15 protein-coding genes and 1 other RNA gene are annotated in these 17,929 nt (G+C 50.5%); 8 read left to right on the top strand and 8 right to left on the bottom strand.

What is annotated here, in order from left to right; all coding sequences use genetic code 11:
* Positions 1–140: 140 nt before the first annotated feature.
* The 7 genes from aroD to ydiK form a co-directional block, all read right to left on the bottom strand.
* On the bottom strand, positions 141–899 hold the full coding sequence (aroD, locus tag K8W53_RS12705; RefSeq protein ID WP_000860221.1) for a type I 3-dehydroquinate dehydratase: 759 nt from the start codon (positions 897–899) through the stop codon (positions 141–143).
* A 44-nt stretch (positions 900–943) separates the two neighbouring features.
* Complete coding sequence (ydiB, locus tag K8W53_RS12700) at positions 944–1,810, bottom strand: quinate/shikimate dehydrogenase (RefSeq protein WP_000383488.1); 867 nt, start codon at positions 1,808–1,810, stop codon at positions 944–946.
* Between the two features lie 66 nt (positions 1,811–1,876).
* Complete coding sequence (locus K8W53_RS12695; RefSeq protein ID WP_000081209.1) at positions 1,877–3,112, bottom strand: MFS transporter; 1,236 nt, start codon at positions 3,110–3,112, stop codon at positions 1,877–1,879.
* 363 nt (positions 3,113–3,475) lie between these two features.
* Positions 3,476–4,687 carry an MFS transporter gene (locus K8W53_RS12690; protein WP_000797667.1) on the bottom strand — a complete coding sequence of 404 codons (1,212 nt, stop codon included), beginning with the start codon at positions 4,685–4,687 and terminating at the stop codon, positions 3,476–3,478.
* Between the two features lie 140 nt (positions 4,688–4,827).
* A complete protein-coding gene (locus K8W53_RS12685) occupies positions 4,828–5,187 on the bottom strand; it encodes a YdiL family protein (RefSeq protein WP_000980455.1) in 360 nt (119 codons plus the stop codon).
* A gap of 167 nt (positions 5,188–5,354) precedes the next feature.
* Positions 5,355–5,462: antisense sRNA RprA (gene rprA / locus K8W53_RS12680), an RNA gene on the bottom strand.
* 182 nt (positions 5,463–5,644) lie between these two features.
* Positions 5,645–6,763, bottom strand: a complete 1,119-nt coding sequence (ydiK, locus tag K8W53_RS12675; protein WP_000248615.1) for an AI-2E family transporter YdiK — start codon at positions 6,761–6,763, stop codon at positions 5,645–5,647.
* A gap of 264 nt (positions 6,764–7,027) precedes the next feature.
* On the opposite strand from ydiK, the gene K8W53_RS12670 reads away from it, so the two are divergent.
* From K8W53_RS12670 to K8W53_RS12660, 3 genes are all read left to right on the top strand, one after another.
* Positions 7,028–10,084 carry an FAD-binding and (Fe-S)-binding domain-containing protein gene (locus tag K8W53_RS12670; RefSeq protein WP_000612919.1) on the top strand — a complete coding sequence of 1,019 codons (3,057 nt, stop codon included), beginning with the start codon at positions 7,028–7,030 and terminating at the stop codon, positions 10,082–10,084.
* Positions 10,081–10,491, top strand: a complete 411-nt coding sequence (menI, locus tag K8W53_RS12665) for a 1,4-dihydroxy-2-naphthoyl-CoA hydrolase (protein WP_000637930.1) — start codon at positions 10,081–10,083, stop codon at positions 10,489–10,491. Before K8W53_RS12670 ends, menI begins: the two co-directional genes overlap by 4 nt.
* Positions 10,492–10,589: 98 nt before the next feature.
* Complete coding sequence (locus K8W53_RS12660) at positions 10,590–10,778, top strand: YdiH family protein (protein WP_001537749.1); 189 nt, start codon at positions 10,590–10,592, stop codon at positions 10,776–10,778.
* A gap of 286 nt (positions 10,779–11,064) precedes the next feature.
* Here K8W53_RS12660 and K8W53_RS12655 read toward each other — a convergent pair whose 3' ends face one another.
* A complete protein-coding gene (locus K8W53_RS12655) occupies positions 11,065–12,411 on the bottom strand; it encodes an L-cystine transporter (RefSeq protein WP_000261873.1) in 1,347 nt (448 codons plus the stop codon).
* Between the two features lie 426 nt (positions 12,412–12,837).
* Here K8W53_RS12655 and sufA point away from each other — a divergent pair, with 426 nt between their 5' ends.
* From sufA to sufS, 5 genes are read left to right on the top strand one after another with little or no spacing between them, the layout of a single operon-like run.
* Entirely contained in the window at positions 12,838–13,206 is a 369-nt protein-coding gene (gene sufA, locus K8W53_RS12650; RefSeq protein ID WP_000418969.1) for a Fe-S cluster assembly scaffold SufA, read from the top strand.
* Between the two features lie 8 nt (positions 13,207–13,214).
* Positions 13,215–14,702 (top strand): Fe-S cluster assembly protein SufB, encoded by a 1,488-nt coding sequence (gene sufB / locus K8W53_RS12645; protein ID WP_052939349.1) that lies wholly within the window; start codon positions 13,215–13,217, stop codon positions 14,700–14,702.
* Positions 14,703–14,718: 16 nt separating this feature from the next.
* The gene (sufC, locus tag K8W53_RS12640) at positions 14,719–15,465 is read left to right on the top strand and encodes a Fe-S cluster assembly ATPase SufC (RefSeq protein WP_000948904.1); all 747 of its coding nucleotides are present in this window, start codon (positions 14,719–14,721) and stop codon (positions 15,463–15,465) included.
* Positions 15,440–16,711, top strand: a complete 1,272-nt coding sequence (sufD, locus tag K8W53_RS12635; protein ID WP_000907939.1) for a Fe-S cluster assembly protein SufD — start codon at positions 15,440–15,442, stop codon at positions 16,709–16,711. The genes sufC and sufD overlap by 26 nt, the downstream gene beginning before the upstream one ends.
* Positions 16,708–17,928 (top strand): cysteine desulfurase SufS, encoded by a 1,221-nt coding sequence (gene sufS, locus K8W53_RS12630; protein WP_000143859.1) that lies wholly within the window; start codon positions 16,708–16,710, stop codon positions 17,926–17,928. The genes sufD and sufS overlap by 4 nt, the downstream gene beginning before the upstream one ends.
* Position 17,929 lies beyond the last annotated feature (1 nt).

Genomic DNA, 17,929 nt, shown 5'->3' with positions numbered 1-17,929 from the left:
TTATCCCTGAAAGCAATATCGATATAACCGTGTTAAGGTAATAAAGACAGCGGCTTTCAATGAATATGGAACATATTCATATCAGATAACTATTTATTTTATTGTGGCAGAAAGAGAATATTCCGCCACACGATAAAGTATTACGCCTGGTGCAATATAGTTAATACGGTACGCAGATCGGCTACCGATATTTGTCCCGGCGCAGATGCTTTTTTCACCGCGCCAAACGTTGCTGCAGAACCGAACACTTCGCCGGCAAGACGAGATATTACCCCGGTTTTCGACATCGACATGGTAATAATCGGACGATCCGCATAGCGCTCCTGCATTTCTACAGTGGCGGTAAGTAAGGTCAGGACATCGGCTTTAGTCTGTGGCATGACGGCGATCTTCGGAATATCGGCGCCCAGTTCCTGCATTTTACGCAGACGCTGAACAATCTCTTCCGCTGCGGGCGTTTTATGAAAATCATGGTTAGACATGATCACCGCAACATTGTGTTGATGAGCATAGCCGACGGTGGCTTTCACCTCATCGTCGCCGGTAAAAAGCTCAAGATCGATCATATCGACCAGACCGCTGTCAACCGCTGCACGATTCAGAGCGATATACTGTTCGGTGGTTAGCGCCTGTTCGCCGCCTTCTTTCGCGCTGCGGAAGGTAAATAGCAAGGGTTTATCGGTGATAATCTCCCGGATGGCGCCGGCGGCCTCAAGTACGCTTTCCGCCGTTGTCACGTTGGCAAAATGGTCAACGCGCCACTCCAGAATATCGAAATCCGCTTCACGGTAGGCGAGTGCTTCCGATTTCACATCGGTAATGGTTTTTCCCATTAGCGACACAATGATCTTTGGCGCGCCTTCGCCAACCACGAGATCTCTTACAGTTACGGTTTTCATTTGGTACCCTTCATTGTCATTCGTCGCAATTATAATTTTACCGGTCAGGCTGTGAATCCCATCACCTGCTTCACATAGTCCAATGGAAATGCTTTTCCTGTCCACAGTTCAAACTGTTCGGCTCCTTGCCATAACAACATGCCGTAACCATCAATTGTTTTGCAACCAGCTTGTTGCGCCTGCTGCAATAACTTTGTCATATGCGGATTATAAACACATTCGGTGACCAGCAATTCAGGGCGGAGCAGGGAAACATCGCCGATCAGGGATTCGTTCTCCAATGGTTTCATGCCAACTTTGGTGCCGTTCGTCAGAATATCTGCGCTGGCAAGCGCTTCAGTAAAAGCGTGCTGATCGGCAAGATCGGTGACGGTAACGACGCAATCGGTGTTTTCATTCACCCGCTTCGCAAAGGCAACCGCTTTTTCGAAAAAGTCATCTTTACGGTTAAACAGTTTAATTTCCTTAATGCCTTCAATGGCTGCCTGGGCGCCAATGGCGGTAGCCGCGCCTCCCGCGCCGAGCAGCACCATGGTTTTTCCCCGAATATCGAAACCGCTTTCTTTAATTGCCCGAATATGGCCCGTACCATCCGTGTTGTAGCCGCGTAGATAGCCGTCATCGTTAACAATGGTGTTGATAGCGCCAACCAGTTTTGCTGCTGGCGTTAATTCATCGACATACTCACACGCGAGCTGTTTGTTTGGCATGGAGACGCCCGTACCGCGCATTTTTAATGCTTTCAGTCCTTCAATGGCGCTGGCAAACGTCGTGTTATCCACTTCGAAAGCCATATAGGTATACGGTAGCCCCGCTTTTTCTAACGCTTTGTTTTGCATTTCGGGCGATAAGCTATGACGGATAGGATACGCCATAAGACCAATTAATTCATATTTTGCGGTAACATCCATTTTATACTCCTTAATAAGTGGACAGTGCAGAGCAGGGCGCATGCCTGTTGCGCATAGTTAACATTTTTACTGGAAATAACGCTCGCCAAATCGGACATCGTTTTGCGGGATCTTAAATACGCGATAATAGCGAATAAATACAATAATGGCGGTGATAAATGTCAGTAGTGCAAAGGCAAAATCTAACAAAATGATATATTGCAGGCCAATAGTAGAGAGATAACCGGTGATCAGTGGAATAATAAAGTTAGCTACGCCCCCCATCATCATATATATACTGGTGACTTTAGCTTTACTCTTAGGGAAAAATTCCGACATTACCGATACACCTAATTGTAAAATACCTCCAGCAGCGGAAAAACCAATCACGAAGGCGCCAGCATTACAGATCAGTGGAGAGGGATACAGGTAAATTGCCGCAGCGGTGAGTGTCGCCAGCCCGGCATTGAAAACATTGGCCCAGATAGGGCGAACCATTTTTTTCAGCAATGCGGCAAAAATAAACACGCAAACCAACGATCCCATACTGTAATAAGAGATGGTTTTCAGCGCGTCGGATTCCGCCATTCCGGCGAAGGCCATCGCATATTTAGGCATCCAGACCACAATCACATAGAAGGTTGAGAACGCGGCGACGCCAAATAAAACGGAAGCTACGCCTTCCAGCCAGACGAGGGGAGTACTGTTCATCTGGGGTAATTCTTTCGCAATACTGGCATCGACAAGTTGGCTGGGAAAACGGCTTTTCAACAGCATCAACGTGATGAGGACGAAAAGGATACCGGGGATTACCACCGCGTAGCCGTACCAGATATGGTTGACTAACAAGGCGCTGACGATAAGGGGATAAATCATTTGCCCAAAAGAGACCATCGCTTTAACCAGAATAACTGCCGAGCCCGATGCTTTGGGAAAACACTCCATTAATGCAGGGTATCCGCCGGTATCCAGCGCGGAGTTCGCCACGCCGACACACACCGCTAATATGAAAGCGATCATCAGGTTAGGACTGGCGGGAATACCGAAGAAAAACAGCATATATAGTACGGCGCCAAGCAGTATTATTGCCCGACGGCCAAATTTATCGGACAGTACGCCAAAGAATAAAATACTGACCAGACGACCAAGACCAATGCCAGAGATTAAATAGGCGATACCGGCACTATCCGTGGAGAATTTCTGTGCAAGGGAGGTCATGTTCTGGGCTAGTGTAATAACACTCATGCCGTGGAGAAAGTAACTAAAATAAATGCAGATAACAGCCAGCAAATATGGCATGTTGCGAGCCTTGTTCTGAGACATTTGTTCACAGCTCCTTGCTGATGGTTTGATTCAATGTCCTGCTTATTACTGCTTTACTACATGCAGCGATTGTTCAGTAACACTATAAGTCGGTATTGTCGTTATATGTACATAACATGGCGTTTAAAATGCCAGGTTTATTGCATTGATAGCATTTCATTTGTTAGCCGGGAAATATAAAAATTGCTGCGAACTTGTTGTTTAACACATATAACTCGTGATGCTCATCGCAATTTTTCTGATAAGTGTGAAGATAATGAATAATAATTAACACGAAAATTACATTTTTTGTTTTCCGGTGATAATGGCTAACGTTTTATTTTGCATAGCAAGGCAATAATATTGCAGTTGGCACGCTAACATTTATTGTGCAGTTGACGCTGCTTCAGCGTGATGTTGTGATTCAGCCCGACTTCGGTAACCGATGAACAGTGCGAGGAGAAATCCCACTGCGGCGATACCGGTATCAAACCACATAATATGTGCAATGCTCATTTCTGAAATCCGCGCTGTGATCAACGGAATAGTGAACGTCGCGATACTGCCGGCGCTGTAATAAATACCGGTCGCTTTACCTTTCTCCTGTGGAAAACGGGCCGCCATCAGCGTCAGGCCGATTTGTACTACGCCACCGGCGGAAGAGAATCCAATGACGAATGCGAAGATCATAACAACATAGGCCTGAGGATGCAGGCAGACCGTCAGAAGCGCAATAAAAGAGATAAAGGTATAAAACATCAATAATGTGGTAGAGCGAATTGTTTTTCTGACCAGCGGGGCGGTTATAAAAACGCACAGTAGCGAGCCGCAGGTATAAATACTTAACAGTTTGATGGATTGGGTATACGACATTCCTGCGACGAACTGTCCATACTGCGCCAGCCACTGGCTGATAAGGTAAAAGGTTGCCATCGAGATATAGCCATAAAGGGTGTAGCTGATAAGATCGATGAGGGAGCAATGATGTACGCCTGCGACAGGCGCTTGCGAGATTTTGGGTTTCAATATCCGACCTGGATAGGGTGGAAAAGGGCAGCGTAATAAAAACAGAGCATTAATAAGCATGATCGCCCCGGCAAGCAGGAAGGACCAGCCAAACCACATATTAGCCCAGACTAATAAACTGATAATAATGGGCAACAAGAATTGCCCGCCAGAGACAAATGCTTTGATCAGAATATTTGCCGTACTGGGGGAGCGAGGGAAGGCTTCCATCAAACTGGGATAGGTACCTGCATCTAAAAAACTGTTGGCCATACCCGCTAAAAAGCCACAGGCATAAGCGACAAAAATCGTCTGAGCATAAAGAATGCCAATGAAAAAAATCAGGTAACAGGCGGTCCCCAGAATGATAAAAGGACGGCGACCAAAGCGATCGGAAAGCATACCGGCGATTAACAAAACGCTTAGCCGGCCAATACCAAGCGAAGAGATCACAATAGATACGCCTGCGGCACTGGTATGCCATTGCTGTTCAAGCGATGACATGTTCAGGCTCATCAGGATAACCCCCATGCCATGTACAAAGTAATTAAAATACAACCCTACAGCGGTAGGGAAATAACGATTTTTCATATTATCTGACTCAGAGATGCCGCCTGAACGTTACAGTGGTATACACAGGCAGGAAGCATATTGGATAGGGTGACAAGTCAATGTCGTGATTGTGTGGTTTTCTATCCGGTATCAATACGATGCGGCGATAAAGTTTACGTCTAACACAGCCGCTCCAGATCATGTGCGAAAAGTTCGGCAGCAACAGATTGATAAATTTTCCACTCGATAAAATCCCCCTCTGTATAAATGGACTGAAAAGAAGATAAATCAGGGAAGTAACGCATTGTATTATTGCCGATGCGGTTATTTATTTTGTCCACAATGGCGTTAATTCGTCGCTGTCTCCTGGCTTTCATTTCCTTTAGCCTGGCAATGATTTCTGGAGAGATGGGAGTGTCGCCAGCTTCCCATCGTTGCCAGGTTGCCGAATTATTATCCTGGGTGATATAGATTGTGCATTCTTCAATCGTCATATCAAAAATACGCCGTAGTGCTTGTAGTTCTAACGCGTTCATCATTTTTTAGGCTTTTATATGAAAAAAGTGATGCTATAAATAGCACCACCGACACCGTTTCGACTTGAACAGAATCACACTATTTTGTGCAATATTATTTGTTCGTTGCAGATATCGCGGTGTTGAAGGGAAACGGGAGCTGGCTTATGTAACAATGCAGCGAAAAAAGTTAAAAAAAAAGCCCATCGTAGGAGACGGGCAAAGACTACACACAGCAATTCGTTGTTTCACTCAGGGGATTTCCATGCTTATAAATCAATGTGTTGATTTATAACCGTGTGCTAATAGTAGGCATGAGCACTTTTTGCGTCGATCAGATTCGTCTCAATAGTTTAAAAACTGTAACGGATTTGCGACAGAAATGAGATGCGGCGGGGAACAGACGGGCGAATCAAAATGGGGTGTGCGTTGAATTGATAAACGTCGCTAAAGCATCGGGCGGCAATGCCGCCCGACGGGATTATGACTGCTTGTTGGCTTCCTCGATGTCATCCAGCTCTTCAAGGATCTCCTCTGGTTCATTCGTCGGCGCCGGAACTTCATGTACCCATGCGGAGAACAAACGCCAGGTCACGGCCAGAAGCACCGGTCCAATAAACAGACCAATCATACCGAATGCAATCAGGCCGCCGATTACCCCGGAAAGGATCAGAAGCAGCGGTAAATCGGCGCCCATGCGGATGAGTACCGGGCGAATCACGTTATCCAGAGTGCCGACGACGGCGCTCCAAACCAGCAGCACGGTGCCCCAGGTGGTGTCGCCTGTCCAGTAAAGCCAGATAATGGCTGGAATCAATACCGGCAACGGCCCCAACTGAACCAGACACGAAAGGATCATCACTACCGTCAACAGAGTAGCGTAAGGCACGCCGGAAATCGCCAGCCCGACGCCGCCAAGTACCGCCTGTACCAGCGCGGTGACCACCACGCCAAGCGCCACGGCGCGGATCGCCTGGGCAGCCAGCAGAACCGCCGCATCGCCGCGTTTAGCCGCGAGACGACAGGCAAAATGGCGTATTCCCATCGCCACTTGTTCGCCGCGCCAGTAAAGCAGGGCGCTAAACAACAGCATCAGGGCGCAGTGCATCATAAAGCGTCCGATATGCGCCGCCTGACCGACAAACCAGGTCGTGGTTGTGCCGATATAAGGCCGTACTTTCGCCATAATAGCGCTACCGCCCATATCCAGCAGGCTATGCCATCCGGCATACAGTTTGGCGCCAACCAACGGAATATTATTTAACCATGCCAGATCGGGTAGCGTCATATCGCCGCCGGTCACTGCATGGATGAGCGGGCCGCTACCGTCGACAATGCTGTTCACCAGCAAGGCGACGGGAATAACGAAGAGCAGCACTAACAGCAGCGTCATGACCAGTACGGCAAGCGAGCGGCGGCCCCACAATATTTTTTGTAATTTCAGCAAAACGGGCCAGGTCGCGATAACAATCGTACCTGCCCATGCAAACCCCAAAATAAAAGGCTGTACTATCCACAAACAGGCCACAATCATGATGGCTAAAAACAGCACCGATAGCAGCACTTGCGCAATATCCCTGGGCTGACGAACATTTACCATAAATACTTTTCACCTTTGTCTTTGCGCCAGAACGTTGGCGCGACGTGAACATGCAAACCACACCCTATAATGATGAGCAATTTCAGCGGTTTTTAACAGGCCGATTCTGCATGTAATTCTGTTGGGCGCACAGGAAAAAAATGTGATACAACAAATAACGCAACACGCAAACGATTAAGCATCCCTTCCTGTGCGTAGACCGCTCGCGCTCGCCGGGTTGGGCGCCACCGTTCACAACATAGACCGCAGGAAAAGGTCAATATAATGATTCCACAAATTTCTCAGGCACCCGGCGTCGTTCAGCTGGTGCTCAATTTTTTGCAGGCGCTGGAGCAGCAAGGGTTTACGGGCGATACGGCAACCAGCTATGCCGACCGTCTGACAATGTCGACCGATAACAGTATCTACCAGCTTCTTCCCGATGCTGTTGTGTTTCCCCGTTCTACGGCGGATGTCGCGCTTCTTGCCCGTCTGGCGGCGGAGCCGCGCTTTACGTCGCTGATATTTACCCCTCGAGGCGGCGGTACTGGCACGAATGGCCAGGCGCTAAACCAGGGCATTATTGTTGATATGTCCCGCTATATGAACCGCATTATTGAAATTAATCCTGAAGAGGGATGGGTGCGGGTAGAGGCGGGAGTGATAAAAGATCAGCTTAATCAGGCGTTAAAGCCGTATGGCTATTTTTTTGCGCCGGAACTTTCCACCAGTAATCGCGCCACGCTTGGCGGTATGATTAATACCGATGCCTCTGGTCAGGGTTCGCTGGTCTATGGGAAAACGTCAGATCACGTCTTAGGCATACGGGCCGTATTGTTGGGGGGCGATATCCTTGACACGCAATCGATGCCCGTAGAGCTTGCCCGGACGTTGGGTGAAAACACGACGACGCCAGGCCGCATCTATCAGACCGTCTATCAGTCCTGCCTGGAAAACCGTCAACTTATCCTCGATAGCTTTCCAAAGCTCAATCGCTTCCTGACAGGCTACGATTTACGCCACGTCTTTAACGATGACATGACCCGCTTCGATCTTACCCGCATCTTAACGGGGTCGGAAGGGACGCTAGCGTTTATTACTGAAGCCCGGCTGGATATTACCCCGATACCCAAAGTCCGCCGTCTGGTGAATGTAAAATACGACTCCTTTGATTCCGCGCTGCGTAACGCCCCTTTTATGGTTGATGCGCGCGCCTTATCCGTCGAGACGGTCGATTCCAAAGTCCTTAACCTCGCGCGGGAAGATATTGTCTGGCACTCCGTTAGCGAATTGATTACCGATGTGCCGGATAAAGAGATGCTTGGCCTGAATATCGTGGAATTTGCGGGTGACGATGAAGCGCTTATTGACGGACAGGTCGAGGCGCTGTGCCACCGGCTGGATGGCCTGATGGCGCGTGCGGAAGCGGGCGTGATCGGCTGGCAACTTTGTACCGATTTGACGGGTATTGAGCGTATTTACGCGATGCGTAAAAAAGCGGTAGGGCTGCTGGGTAATGCGAAAGGTGCTGCCAAACCGATTCCTTTTGCGGAAGATACCTGCGTGCCGCCTGAACATCTGGCCGATTACATCGCCGAATTTCGCGCCCTGCTGGATGGTCATGGCTTAAGTTACGGCATGTTCGGCCACGTGGATGCCGGGGTGCTGCATGTGCGTCCGGCGCTGGATATGTGCGATCCGCAGCAGGAACTGTTGATGAAACAGATCTCCGATGAGGTCGTCGCGCTGACCGCCAGATACGGCGGGCTGTTGTGGGGCGAGCATGGAAAAGGTTTCCGTGCGGAATACAGCCCGGCCTTTTTCGGCGAAGTCCTGTATGGCGAGCTGCGCAAAATAAAAGCGGCTTTTGATCCGCATAATCGACTTAACCCGGGTAAAATCTGTCCGCCGCAAGGGATAGAGGCGCCGATGATGAAGGTGGATGCGGTAAAACGCGGCACCTGGGATCGGCAAATCCCGCTGGCGGTACGGCAGACCTGGCGCGGCGCTATGGAGTGTAATGGTAACGGCCTGTGCTTTAATTTCGATGCGAAAAGCCCGATGTGCCCGTCGATGAAAATTAGCCTTAACCGGATCCACTCGCCGAAAGGGCGGGCGACGCTGGTACGGGAATGGCTCCGTCTATTGGCCGATCGCGGCGTCGATCCGCTGAAGCTGGAAAAGGAGTTGCCGGAAAAACGCGCCAGCTTACGCACGCTGATTGCCCGCACCCGGAATAGTTGGCACAAACGCAAAGGCGAGTATGACTTTTCCCATGAAGTTAAAGAGGCCATGTCCGGCTGTCTGGCGTGTAAAGCCTGTACGACCCAGTGTCCGATTAAAATCGATGTTCCGGAGTTTCGTTCACGTTTCTTACAGCTTTACCATACGCGTTATCTGCGTCCGGTACGCGATCATCTGGTGGCGACGGTCGAGACCTACGCGCCGCTGATGGCGCGTGCGCCAAAGACCTTTAACTTTTTTATTAACCAACCGATGGTTCGCAATCTGGCGAAAAAACATATCGGTATGGTGGATTTACCTCTGCTTTCTGCCCCTTCATTGCAACAGCAACTGGTGGGCCATCCGTCTGCCAATATGACGCTTGAGCAACTGGAACGCATGAGCGCCGAGCAAAAAGCGAAAACGGTACTGGTGGTTCAGGATCCGTTTACCAGCTACTACGACGCCCGGGTCGTGGCGGACTTTATCCGCCTGGCGGAAAAGCTGGGCAGGAGGCCGGTATTGTTACCGTTCTCGCCGAATGGTAAGGCGCAGCATATTAAAGGTTTTCTTAATCGCTTTGCGAAAACGGCGAAAAAAACCTCTGAGTTCCTTAATCGGATCGCCGCGTTGGGGATGCCGATGGTGGGCGTCGATCCGGCGCTGGTTCTGTGTTATCGCGACGAATACAAACTGGCGCTGGGCGAACAGCGCGGCGATTTTCATGTGTTGCTGGTGAATGAATGGCTGGCGCAGGAAATAAATGCAAGACTGTCCGTCGAGGTGAGCGGCGAACCGTGGTACTTTTTTGGTCATTGTACGGAAGTCACGGCTTTACCCGGCGCGCCTGCGCAGTGGGCCGCCATCTTTGCCCATTTTGGCGCGAAGCTGGAAAATGTCAGCGTAGGCTGCTGCGGTATGGCGGGCACTTATGGACATGAACTCACCAATCATAAAAATTCGCTGGGAATTTATGAGCTATCCTGGCATCAGGCGATGCAACGTCTACCGCGAAACCGCTGCCTGGCAACCGGCTATTCCTGCCGAAGCCAGGTTAAACGCATTGAAGGTACGGGCGTGCGTCACCCGTTGCAGGCATTACTGGAGATTATAGGTTGATCTGGAAACGTGAAGTGACCCTCGATGCGCTTAATGCGATGGGGGAAGGAAATATGGTTGGCCTGCTTGATATCCGCTTTGAGCGTATTGGGGACGATACGCTGGAAGCGACAATGCCCGTCGATCATCGCACCAAACAGCCGTTCGGCTTGCTGCATGGCGGAGCGTCTGTGGTGCTGGCGGAAAGTATCGGCTCGGTCGCAGGCTATCTGTGTACGCAGGGGGAGCAAAAGGTGGTGGGGCTGGAGGTGAATGCCAACCATGTACGGTCGGCGCGTCAGGGGCGCGTACGAGGCGTCTGTAAAGCGTTGCATACCGGGGCTCGCCATCAGGTCTGGCAGATAGAGATCTTTGATGAACAGGGACGTCTGTGCTGTTCTTCGCGCCTTACTACGGCGATTGTGTGACGTTGTCACCATAAAAGTGTGATGCATATTGCTTTTGGTCAAAATGTGCGCAGAAAAAGGTGATATACTGTGCACGTTTACACATAAGCGAGGATGATATGTCTACTGATTTAGACCCAACCCAACTGGCGATTGAATTTTTACGCCGTGATAAAACCGAACTTTCTCCCGCGCAGTATTTGAAGCGTTTAAAACAGCTGGAGTTAGAGTTTGCCGATCTCCTCACCCTCTCTGCAACCGAACTGAAAGAAGAGATCTATTTCGCCTGGCGGTTGGGCGTGCATTAATAAAGTCTGTGTAGGCCGGATAAGGCGTTAGCCGCCATCCGGCTATGTTACCAGGCAATCTCACCAGACCCTGTCCCCAGGTAATAGATAACCCCCTTGATTTTGTTAAAAAAAATACAGATCGCCATTTGTGCTAAAAAGGCGCGCGCTCTTTATGAGATTATTCTTATGCCCCTTCAAGAGCTAAGCCATTAAGAGTGCCGGAGATAAGCGCCGGATGGGGCCGGAACCCTTAAGCCTGTATTGAACAGACTTAAGGGTTTTTCTTTTCCGGGCGCGTAAAAAACTAAGGTCTGTCAATAACCGCTGGCATGTCGTCAGCCGTATGATTATTCAAAATACGGTTAGCCAGCACACCTGACATCATCGATCCGTTAACGTTCAGTGCCGTGCGGGCCATATCAACGATAGGTTCGATGGCAATAAAAATACCGACCAGCGCAACGGGAAAATTCAATGTCGACAGGACAATCAGCGCCGCGAACGTACCACCGCCGCCGACGCCGGCTACGCCAATAGACCCTAGCGCAATGGCAGGCAACATCGCGGCCAGAAAATGCAGCGAGAGCGGATCAATGCCGATGGTGGGCGCAATCATCGCTACCATAATAGCCGGATAAATCCCGGCGCAGCCATTTTGCCCCATACTGGAGCCAAACGAGGCGGAAATATTGGCAATGGTGCTTTGTACGCCAAATTTTTCCTGGGCGGAAATGGCCAGCGGGATAGAGGCTGCGCTGCTGCGGGAAACAAACGCAAAGGTTAAGACGGGCCACACCATTCTGAAATAACGCGCTGGATTATTACCGCTGAGGATCAGCAAGATGGCATGCACGATAAACATCATAAAAATCGCGATGTAACAGGCGCCGATAAAACCAAGTAAGCTGGCGAATTGTTCAAAGTGGTATGATGAAAATACGGTAGTCATTAATGCCATGACGCCATAGGGCGTTAATGCAATAACGATACGTACCATCTTCATGACCCATATCTGAATAGCGTTAATGCCTGCGCTTAATTTCTGACCTTCTTCCGGCGCCTCTTTTTTGACCTTTAACAGAGCGATCCCCGCTATTAGCGTGAAGATAACGATGCCGATAACGGAAACACTTCTGGCCCCCGTAAGATCAAGAAAAATATTAGTCGGAATCAGCGATGTCACTAACTGGGGAATCGACACCGCGGCAGTCTTATTGACTTCTTCCGTAGTTAACATTGACGGCATGTGCACAAAAGCGCTGGCGTCAAGCCCCAGCACATGAGCGGTCAGTAATCCGATAAAACCGGCAACCATCACCAGGCATAACATGCATCCGACGATCGTCAGCGACATTTTTCCGATGCCGGCGCTATTTTCCAGTTTATTGATGGCGGAAAGAATAGAAATAAAAATTAGCGGTATAGCGACCAGTTTTAACAGGTGGACGTAACCATTGCCGACGATGCTGTACCATTCGATAATAGTTTTAGTGTGATTTGCTGAAATAAAATGCAGGGATAAACCAATAACAGCCCCTAAAAAGATAGCGATAAAAACGCTTTTCGACAGGGAATCGCTTTTTTGATTAATTCTCAAGATGACCCACGAGAAAACCAAAAAAAGTACGATATACGCGAGCGTAACAACCATATTTTAAGCCTCTTGCCTCATTCAGCACCTGAAATGCCGGAAAGAGTTTACATAAACCTATAGCTCAAACTGAGTTATAGAACCGCAGCGGATTATAAAGAGCGCAACGCCAGGTATCCATACAAAAAATGGGGTTCTGACCTCGCCGCCCGGCAATGTCGACAGCCTATTAATTAAATAGTCATTTTCTATACATCTTTTCGTTTTTGACCTGTCAGAACGGTTAATATCTTATAAATCATTACTTATCAAAAAGTTAAGCTATTTTTTGTCTGTCGTATGACCTGACGGACAGGGTCTATGCTTAATAAAAGGCGCTCAATATGACCATTTGTTGGAAAGCCCCTGCGGTTAAGGGGTTGAAGTGATAATCATTATCACTAACATGCTGTTATACCCTGGTGATTTAGAACGCGAGGTAACTCTATGGAATTGCATTCAGACACGTTTAACCCGGAGGACTTCCCCTGGCAAGGGCTGACGCTAACGCCAGCGGCGGCAGCGCACATACGTGAACTGGCAGCAAAGCAGCCGGGCATGTTGGGCGTGCGGTTAAGCGTAAAACAGACGGGATGTGCCGGATTTGGCTATGTTCTGGATACCGTTCGGGAGCCGGATAAAGACGATCTGGTTTTTGAAGCCGAAGGCGCAAAGCTTTTCGCACCGTTACAGGCGATGCCTTTTATTGACGGAACAGAAGTGGATTACGTACAGGAAGGGCTGAACCAGTTATTTAAATTTCATAACCCCAAAGCCCAGAATGAATGCGGCTGCGGCGAAAGTTTTGGGGTATAGGCGGTACTATGTCTCGTAACACTGAAGCAACGGAAGAGGTCGGCATCTGGACAGGCGGACGCCTTAATTACAAAGAAGGATTTTTCACGCAACTACCCACTGATGAACTGGCAAAAGGCATCAGCGAAGAGGTGGTGCGCGCGATTTCCGCAAAGCGTAACGAACCTGAGTGGATGCTGGAATTTCGTCTCAATGCCTATAGAGCCTGGCTGGACATGGATGAACCGCACTGGCTGAAGGCGTACTACGATAAACTGAACTATCAGGACTACAGCTATTACTCTGCGCCATCATGCGGAAACTGCGACGATAACTGCGTTTCCCAGCCGGGAGCCGTACAGCAAACGGGCGCGAATACCTTTTTGAGTAAAGAGGTTGAAGACGCCTTCGAGCAACTTGGCGTTCCGGTTCGCGAAGGGAAAGAGGTCGCCGTCGATGCGATTTTTGACTCGGTCTCCGTAGCGACCACATACCGTGAAAAACTGGCGGAACAGGGCATTATTTTCTGTTCTTTTGGCGAAGCGATACACGATCACCCTGACCTGGTCAGGAAATATCTTGGCACCGTCGTGCCGGGGAACGATAACTTTTTTGCCGCGCTGAATGCGGCAGTCGCTTCCGATGGGACATTTATCTATGTTCCCAAAGGCGTGCGTTGCCCAATGGAGTTATCCACCTATTTTCGCATTAACGCCGAGAAAACCGGTCAGTTTGAGCGCACGATTCTGGTGGCGGATGAAGGCAGCTATGTGAGTTATATCGAAGGCTGCTCCGCGCCCGTACGCGACAGTTATCAGCTCCACGCCGCGGTAGTGGAAGTCATCATCCATAAAGATGCTGAAGTAAAATATTCCACCGTACAAAACTGGTTCCCGGGCGACAACAACACGGGCGGCATTCTGAACTTTGTGACCAAGCGGGCGTTGTGCGAAGGGGAAAACAGCAAGATGTCGTGGACCCAGTCGGAAACCGGTTCGGCGATTACCTGGAAATACCCGAGCTGTATTCTGCGTGGTGATAATTCTATCGGCGAGTTCTATTCCGTTGCGCTGACCAGTGGACATCAGCAGGCTGACACCGGCACCAAAATGATCCATATCGGTAAAAACACGCGCTCAACCATTATCTCAAAAGGCATTTCCGCCGGCTACAGCCAGAACAGCTACCGTGGGCTGGTAAAAATTATGCCGACGGCAACCAACGCCCGAAATTTCACCCAATGCGACTCCATGTTGATTGGCGCGGACTGCGGCGCGCATACGTTCCCGTATGTTGAATGCCGCAATAACAGCGCGCAGCTGGAGCACGAGGCGACAACATCACGCATCGGTGAAGATCAGCTTTTCTATTGTCTGCAACGCGGCATCAGCGAAGAAGACGCTATTTCGATGATCGTCAACGGTTTCTGCAAAGACGTTTTCTCGGAACTACCGCTGGAGTTCGCCGTTGAAGCGCAAAAACTGCTGGCGATTAGCCTTGAGCACAGCGTCGGTTAATGATGAAGGAAAAACCATGTTAAGCATTAAAGATTTACAGGTCAGTGTGGAAGAAAAAGCGATTTTGCGTGGCCTGAATCTGGAGATTCGCCCCGGCGAAGTTCATGCCATTATGGGGCCGAACGGTTCCGGGAAAAGCACGCTCTCCGCCACTCTGGCGGGACGTGAAGATTATGAGGTCACCGGCGGCTCGGTTACGTTCAAAGGTAAAGATCTGCTTGAACTGTCGCCGGAGGAACGGGCGGGTGAAGGGATTTTTATGGCCTTCCAGTACCCGGTAGAAATCCCCGGCGTCAGTAACCAGTTTTTCCTGCAAACCGCGCTGAATGCCGTGCGCGCCTACCGCGGGCAGACGTCGTTGGATCGCTTTGATTTTCAGGATCTGATGGAAGAAAAGATAGCATTGCTGAAAATGCCGGAAGATTTGCTGACCCGTTCGGTAAACGTCGGTTTTTCCGGCGGGGAGAAAAAGCGCAATGATATTTTGCAAATGGCGGTGCTGGAGCCGGAACTGTGCATCCTTGATGAGTCGGACTCCGGACTGGATATCGATGCGTTGAAAATTGTGGCGGAAGGCGTCAACGCGTTACGCGACGATAAACGCGCTTTTATTATCGTGACCCACTATCAGCGCATACTGGACTACATCAAGCCTGATTACGTCCATGTCCTCTACCAGGGGCGAATTGTCCGATCCGGCGATTTTACTCTGGTCAAACAACTGGAGGAGCAGGGTTATGGCTGGCTTACCGAACAGCAGTAAAGCGCTACAGCAATGGCAGCATCTCTTTGAAGAAAAAGGAGTAAGTCGAACTGAGCAGGCAAGACAACATTTACAACAGATGTTACGTCTGGGATTGCCGACGCGTAAACATGAAGACTGGAAATACACGCCGCTGGAGGGCTTAACCCATAGCCAGTTTATCCAGCAGTGTGCGACTATCAGCGCCGCACAGCGTGATGCGCTGGCGCTGCAAATCGATGCCGTGCGGCTGGTGTTTGTCGACGGTCGGTTTATGCCAGAGCTTAGTGATAGCACGCAAAACAGCGGATTTGACGTTAGCGTCAGGGATGAACGCCAGACGCTTGCCGCGCCGGTACATCCCGAGGTTTTTCTGCATCTGACGGAAAGCCTGGCGCAATGTGTCACGTATATACAGGTACGGCGAAATCAGCGTCCGACCAGGCCGTTACTGTTAATGCATATCACGCAGGGTGTGGATGGCGACGAGCTGAATACCGCGCATTATCGCCACCATCTGGCGCTGGCGGAAGGCGCGGAAGCGACGGTTATTGAGCATTATGTCAGCCTTACAGCGGCAAAACATTTTACCGGCGCGCGTCTGACGATGAACGTTGCAGACAATGCGCAACTGTGCCATATCAAACTGGCGTTTGAAAATGCGTCCAGCTATCACTTTGCGCATAACGATCTTCTGCTGGCGACAGACGCCTCGGCGTTTAGCCACAGTTTTCTGCTGGGCGCCGCAGTACTACGTCACCACAGCAGCTCACAACTGAATGGTGAAAACGCGACGCTTCGACTGAATAGTCTGGCGATGCCGGTGAAAAATGAAGTCTGCGATACGCGGACATGGCTGGAACATAACAAAGGTTACTGTAACAGCCGCCAGTTGCACAAGACCATCGTCAGCGACAAAGGACGCGCGGTCTTTAATGGCCTGATCAACGTGGCGCAACACGCCATTAAAACCGACGGCCAGATGACCAATAATAACCTGTTGTTGGGGAAACTGGCTGAAGTCGATACCAAACCGCAATTAGAGATCTATGCCGATGACGTGAAGTGCAGCCACGGCGCGACGATCGGGCGTATTGACGATGAGCAGATGTTTTATCTGCAATCACGCGGCATCAGGCAGCAGGAGGCGCGGCACATGATTCTTTACGCGTTTGCCGCAGAGTTAACGGAAGCTATCCATGATAGCGCCCTTAAACAGCAGGTGCTGGCGCGAATCGGCCAGCGACTGCCCGGAGGCCTGGTATGACATTTCCTGTAGAAAAAGTACGGGCGGATTTTCCCATACTGCAGCGTGAAGTTAACGGCCTGCCGCTGGCTTACCTGGACAGTGCAGCCAGCGCTCAAAAACCCAATCAGGTGATTGACGCTGAATCTGCCTTCTACCGTCACGGCTATGCTGCGGTACATCGAGGTATCCATACGTTAAGCGCACAGGCGACCGAAAGCATGGAGAATGTGCGTAAGCAGGCGTCGCGGTTTATTAACGCCCGCTCCGCAGAAGAACTGGTGTTCGTGCGCGGTACGACGGAGGGCATTAACCTTGTCGCCAACAGTTGGGGAACGGAAAATATTCGCGCCGGGGATAACATTATTATCAGCGAGATGGAGCATCACGCCAACATCGTTCCCTGGCAGATGCTGTGCGAGCGCAAAGGCGCCGAACTGCGCGTGATCCCATTGCATCCTGACGGTACGCTGCGGCTGGAGACCTTAGCTGCGCTGTTCGATGACCGGACCCGACTGCTGGCCATTACCCACGTTTCCAATGTGCTGGGGACGGAAAACCCACTGCCGGACATGATTGCGCTGGCGCGCCAGCATGGGGCGAAAGTGCTGGTGGATGGCGCCCAGGCCGTGATGCACCATGCTGTTGACGTCCAGGCGCTGGACTGCGATTTTTACGTTTTCTCCGGCCATAAACTTTACGGGCCGACCGGCATCGGCATTCTGTATGTTAAAGAGGCATTGCTGCAAGAAATGCCGCCGTGGGAAGGGGGCGGGTCGATGATTTCGACCGTCAGCCTGACGCAGGGAACGACATGGGCGAAAGCGCCCTGGCGTTTTGAGGCGGGAACGCCGAATACTGGCGGCATCATCGGTCTGGGCGCGGCAATTGACTATGTGACGTCGCTGGGACTGGATAAGATTGGCGATTATGAGCAGATGCTGATGCGCTATGCGCTGGAGCAACTGGCGCAGGTGCCTGATATCACGCTGTATGGTCCGGCGCAGCGGTTGGGCGTCATCGCGTTTAATCTGGGTAAACACCATGCTTATGACGTCGGCAGCTTTCTTGATAATTACGGTATCGCGGTACGAACGGGGCATCACTGCGCGATGCCGCTCATGGCCTGGTATGGCGTGCCGGCAATGTGCCGGGCTTCGCTGGCGATGTATAACACCCATGAAGAAGTGGACCGACTGGTGGCAGGATTAACGCGTATCCACCGCTTATTGGGATAAC

This window comes from Salmonella sp. A29-2 (genome assembly GCF_020150755.1).
In the GTDB taxonomy this organism is placed as follows: Bacteria; Pseudomonadota; Gammaproteobacteria; order Enterobacterales; family Enterobacteriaceae; genus Salmonella; species Salmonella enterica.
Note: the sequence above shows the minus strand (reverse complement) of the source record. Positions and strands in the feature narration are given on the sequence as shown.

Coding starts and splice junctions, on each gene's coding strand:
- ydiB (WP_000383488.1), bottom strand. CDS start 1,810: ATGGATGTTACCGCAAAATATGAATTAATTGGTCTTATGGCGTATCCT.
- K8W53_RS12655 (WP_000261873.1), bottom strand. CDS start 12,411: ATGGTTGTTACGCTCGCGTATATCGTACTTTTTTTGGTTTTCTCGTGG.
- sufC (WP_000948904.1), top strand. CDS start 14,719: ATGTTAAGCATTAAAGATTTACAGGTCAGTGTGGAAGAAAAAGCGATT.
- K8W53_RS12690 (WP_000797667.1), bottom strand. CDS start 4,687: ATGAAAAATCGTTATTTCCCTACCGCTGTAGGGTTGTATTTTAATTAC.
- ydiK (WP_000248615.1), bottom strand. CDS start 6,763: ATGGTAAATGTTCGTCAGCCCAGGGATATTGCGCAAGTGCTGCTATCG.
- K8W53_RS12670 (WP_000612919.1), top strand. CDS start 7,028: ATGATTCCACAAATTTCTCAGGCACCCGGCGTCGTTCAGCTGGTGCTC.
- sufD (WP_000907939.1), top strand. CDS start 15,440: ATGGCTGGCTTACCGAACAGCAGTAAAGCGCTACAGCAATGGCAGCAT.
- sufB (WP_052939349.1), top strand. CDS start 13,215: ATGTCTCGTAACACTGAAGCAACGGAAGAGGTCGGCATCTGGACAGGC.
- K8W53_RS12660 (WP_001537749.1), top strand. CDS start 10,590: ATGTCTACTGATTTAGACCCAACCCAACTGGCGATTGAATTTTTACGC.
- sufS (WP_000143859.1), top strand. CDS start 16,708: ATGACATTTCCTGTAGAAAAAGTACGGGCGGATTTTCCCATACTGCAG.
- K8W53_RS12695 (WP_000081209.1), bottom strand. CDS start 3,112: ATGTCTCAGAACAAGGCTCGCAACATGCCATATTTGCTGGCTGTTATC.
- aroD (WP_000860221.1), bottom strand. CDS start 899: ATGAAAACCGTAACTGTAAGAGATCTCGTGGTTGGCGAAGGCGCGCCA.
- K8W53_RS12685 (WP_000980455.1), bottom strand. CDS start 5,187: ATGATGAACGCGTTAGAACTACAAGCACTACGGCGTATTTTTGATATG.
- sufA (WP_000418969.1), top strand. CDS start 12,838: ATGGAATTGCATTCAGACACGTTTAACCCGGAGGACTTCCCCTGGCAA.